Annotated in this window: 6 protein-coding genes; all 6 read left to right on the plus strand. The window is 38.1% G+C overall.

The window, feature by feature from the left end:
* A partial coding sequence (locus tag ACJMLH_RS06950; RefSeq protein ID WP_405276099.1) for an amino acid--tRNA ligase-related protein occupies positions 1–306 on the plus strand: 306 nt, incomplete at its 5' end.
* A gap of 19 nt (positions 307–325) precedes the next feature.
* The gene (locus ACJMLH_RS06955; protein WP_405276101.1) at positions 326–1,528 is read left to right on the plus strand and encodes an NAD(P)/FAD-dependent oxidoreductase; all 1,203 of its coding nucleotides are present in this window, start codon (positions 326–328) and stop codon (positions 1,526–1,528) included.
* Between the two features lie 55 nt (positions 1,529–1,583).
* Positions 1,584–2,213, plus strand: a complete 630-nt coding sequence (locus ACJMLH_RS06960) for a cobalt-precorrin-8 methylmutase (RefSeq protein ID WP_405276103.1) — start codon at positions 1,584–1,586, stop codon at positions 2,211–2,213.
* 9 nt (positions 2,214–2,222) lie between these two features.
* Positions 2,223–3,497: a glutamate-1-semialdehyde 2,1-aminomutase gene (gene hemL, locus ACJMLH_RS06965; RefSeq protein ID WP_405276105.1), complete on the plus strand. Its 1,275-nt coding sequence runs from the start codon at positions 2,223–2,225 to the stop codon at positions 3,495–3,497.
* A gap of 4 nt (positions 3,498–3,501) precedes the next feature.
* Positions 3,502–3,927, plus strand: a complete 426-nt coding sequence (locus tag ACJMLH_RS06970; RefSeq protein WP_405276107.1) for a signal peptidase I — start codon at positions 3,502–3,504, stop codon at positions 3,925–3,927.
* A 17-nt stretch (positions 3,928–3,944) separates the two neighbouring features.
* Positions 3,945–4,591, plus strand: a 647-nt coding sequence (gene argS / locus ACJMLH_RS06975; protein ID WP_405276109.1) for an arginine--tRNA ligase, incomplete at its 3' end; no start/stop codon positions are given.

The raw sequence follows: 4,591 nt of genomic DNA on the forward strand, positions 1-4,591 counted from the left end.
TTCTATGTAATGCCTAAGGAAGGAGATGAAAAATACTCCCATGCATTCGATTTAATGTATAACAATCTTGAGCTGTCTTCAGGTGCTACCCGTGTACACCAGCATGATTTACTCGTAAAACAAATCGAGGAAAGAGGTTTGAACCCTGAAGGATTCGGAACATACCTCAAGGCGTTTGAATACGGTATGCCTCCTCATGCAGGTTGGGGTGTAGGTGCAGAAAGGCTGACTATGGTCATGACCGGTTCTGAAAACATCCGTGAATGTGCACTCTTCCCAAGAGACAGACACAGATTAACCCCTTAATATTATTTTTTAGATTTAAATGGATGAATATGACATAGCTGTTATTGGTGGAGGCCCTGCGGGAATCATGGCTGCAATTGCTGCAAGCCAGAATTCCTCAAGAGTAATATTGCTTGAGAAAAACTCACAGTTGGGAAAAAAACTCCTCTTGACCGGAGGTGGAAGATGCAATATCACCAACCTTAAGCCAATAAAAAAGCTATTGAACATTTATCCTCAAAAAAACTTTTTAAAACACTCTTTTTTTACATTTACAAATGAAATGCTACTCTCATTTTTTCAGGATAAGGGATTGGATTTCATTGAGGAAGATGACAACAGAATATTTCCGGAAACTGAAAAGTCCCGTGATGTCTTAAAGATTTTAACCGATTATCTGGATGATGTTGTTATAAGTTATAACTGTGAAGTCAAAACTATAACGGAAGGCTTCATCATCAATGATAGCATCAAGGCAGATAAGGTTATCATCGCAACCGGCGGCATGACATATCCTCAGACAGGCTGCAACATAAAAAACTATTCCCTTGCCTCACAGCCCCTGACCGATATTAAATACGGCCTTTCACCGTTAATCACTAAAAAGGATCTATCTGATATTGCAGGAATAACATTGTATGATGTTGTTGTAAGCTATAGGAAAAATAAGGTCAAAGGAAATGTCCTGTTTTCACATGTTGGGCTTACCGGTCCTGGAATCATCAATCTGAGCAATCTGATTTCCGAAAGCATAAATTATAACTTATTGGAGAACGGGCCTGATTTGGATATTGAAATAGCCATTGATTTATGCCCAAATTTTACTCGTGAAGAGTTAAATGAGAAATTCACAAATGATTTTCAGATTAAGGGAAAAACAATGCTTAAAAATTATCTGAAGCTATTTTTGACAAACAGTTTCATCGATTTCTTTTTGAGTGAATCCAATGTCGAAGGCGAGACTCAACTGTCCAGAATAAATAAAAAAGACAAAAATAGACTTATTGAAAACTTAAAGAGATTTGTCTTTGAGATTACAGGATTTAATCAAGATCTTGCAAAGATAACAATCGGCGGTGTTGATTTGGCAAATGTTAATCCGAAAACCATGGAATCAACATTAACACCTAACTTGTATTTTGCGGGGGAAGTTCTAGACCTGCATGGACCAACTGGCGGTTATAATCTAAAGATTGCCTTTTCAACAGGTTATCTCGCAGGCAAGTCAGCCAGTGAAAAATAGTATTTTTTTTCAATAAACAAAATATTTAACATATATTTAATTCAAAAGTTATCTTATGACAGACAAAATGTTCATGGGTGCATCAACTAAGCAAGGTTTGGATATTGCAAATAAAAGCAGAGAAATTATCCGTGGCCTTATTGGAGATGATGTCAAAGATTTAAATCCTCTTGAAAGAGACATTGTTGAAAGAATTGTTCACTCCACAGCTGATCCTGAATATGCAAAACTGGTTAAAATCAGCCCGGATTTTGTAGATGCAGCTATGGATTCCCTTAGAAATAAAGAAACCATTTTAACCGATATCAATATGGTTAAGTATGGTATTACTAGATATGATGGGGAAGTTGAGTGTTATATCAGAAACGAAGAAGTAATAAAAATAGCTAAGGAAGACCAAATTACAAGGGCAGCAGCTGCAATGCGTTATGCTGCACAAAATGATTTTGAAGGTATTGTAGTTTCAGGTAATGCACCAACCGCTGTTTTTGAAGCTATGGATTTATACCAGAAAGGCGAAATGAATCTTAAAGCTATTGTAGGAGTTCCTGTTGGTTTTGTAGGTGCGGCTGATTCTAAAGAGGCTCTTCACAATTCCGATATTCCGAACATTATTGTTGAAGGTCCGAAAGGCGGAACACCGATTGCAGTAGCTTGTGTAAACTCATTAATACAACATTTGTAGTGTGATAAAATGTATTCCGAAGAATTGTTCAATGAATCAAAAAATTATTTTCCGGGTGGTGTAAACTCTCCGGTGCGTGCTTTTAAGCCTTATCCGTTCTTTGTCAAAAGTGCTGGCGGGTCCAGACTTACCGATGTGGATGGAAAAACTTACATTGACCATTGTTTAGCTTATGGTCCTTTAATATTGGGACATGCAGACCCTAAAGTCGTAAGAGAAGTTTCAAATCAATTAACTATTGGGACTGCTTACGGTACTCCAACAGAAAACGAAATAAAACTTGCAAAGGAAGTTGTCGACAGAATCCCGTCAGCTGAAATGGTGAGATTTTGTAACAGCGGAACCGAAGCTACTATGAGTGCAATCAGGCTTGCAAGAGGTTTCACAGGTAGAGATAAGATAGTCAAATTTGAAGGGGCATATCATGGAGCGCATGACTATGTACTGGTTAAGGGAGGTTCCGGCGCTGCAACATTACCTGACAGTCCGGGAATTCCATCAGACACTACCAAAAACACCTTATCAGTTCCGTTCAATGACGAGGAAGCCATGACAGCATTGATTGAAAAGGAAGGCGAAAACATTGCATGTATTATTATGGAAATAGTCATGGGCAATGTCGGCTGCATTGAACCGAAACCTGGATTTTTGGAATTCATCAGAAAAATAACAGAGGAAAACGGAATTGTACTGATATTTGATGAGGTCATCACTGGATTTAGAGCATCACGTGGTGGAGCGCAAGAGTATTATGGTGTCACTCCTGATTTGACCACTTTAGGTAAAATCGTTGGTGGAGGACTTCCTATGGGTGCATTCTGCGGTAAAAAGGAAATCATGGAATTGATTGCACCGCAAGGTCCAGTTTATCAGGCAGGTACTTTTTCAGGAAACCCTGTATCCGTACAGGCAGGAATTTCCACACTGACACAACTTGATGATGCATTCTACAAAGAGCTTGAGAGAAAAGGAAATTACCTGAGAGGCAACATCAAATCCATAATCGAAGATGAAGAGTACAATATTCAGCCTGTTGGGCTTGCATCAATGTTTCAGATTTATTTCAACCCAGCACCTGTGTACAATTATGCTGATGCTCAGAAATCTGACAAAAAACAGTTCCTGAGATACTTTAAGACATTATTAAAAGAAGGTATATTTATACCTCCGTCCCAGTTCGAGTGTAATTTCATATCAAACGCACACACCATGGAAGATTTACAGAAAACTTCCGATGCAATAGAATTAGGACTCGAAGCAGCATTCAAGAAAAGAAGAAGGTAATACAATGGAAATAGACTTTAAGGAAGTTGCATCATACATAATTATTCTTATAATTGTATTAATTGCAGCTCAACACCTGAACGTTGTTGTTTCAGGAAGTATGGAACCGGCATTTTACAGGGGAGACATAGTCCTTGTCGAAAAGGCGGATTTTTTAGGAATCCATGAATTCAACCCAAATGATGTAAAAGTGGGTGATGTAGTTGTTTATGATGCAGCATGGTATGACCAGCCGGTCATTCATAGAATTATTAATATTACAGAGATTAACGGAACTACGATGTATGTAATAAAAGGGGACAATAACAATGCTCCTGACCCTTATTATGTAAAGGCTAGCCAAATCAAAGAAAAAGTTGTAACATTTGGCGACAATCTGGTCGTTATTCCAAAAATCGGTTATCTATCCCTCTGGCTGAGAGGTTTATAATTATTATAGGTGAGTTAATGTATTTTGAAATTGAAAAACAAGCTATTGAAGCTATTAACAAGGCACTAGATCAATATGATGTAGAAGTTGACAGAAATTTCAAGCTGGAATTTCCTCCAAATCCTAATTTGGGAGATTTAGCAAGTACCATTGCATTTGCGCTAACTAAAAAATTGAGAACTTCTCCTCCTGAAGTTGCAAAGGATTTGGTTGAAAAAATTGAAGTTCCGGAAATTTTTACAAAAGTCCAGAACTTTGGACCTTACGTCAATTTCTTTATTGACTATTCAAAATTCTCAAAATTATTGCTGGAAAAAGTTGATGAAAATTACGGACAGCTTCCGGAATATGGTGAAAAGATTGTCCTTGAACATACTTCAGCAAACCCGAACGGTCCGCTCCACATAGGACACATCAGAAATTCCGTCTTTGGTGATTCACTTTCAAGACTGTTGAAACTGGCCGGAAGGGATGTCATAACCCAGTATTATGTAAACGATATGGGAAGGCAAATCGCCATCATCGTATGCGGCATAACAGAATGCAATCTTAAAATTGAAGATTATGAAGGCGAAAAACTGGACCACAAAATCGGAAAGCTGTATTTTGATGCCAACAAGGCCGTGGAAGAGGATGAAGCATTGAATGAAAAGGTCGATGAACT

Source organism: Methanobrevibacter sp. (assembly GCF_045116495.1).
Lineage (GTDB): Archaea > Methanobacteriota > Methanobacteria > Methanobacteriales > Methanobacteriaceae > Methanocatella.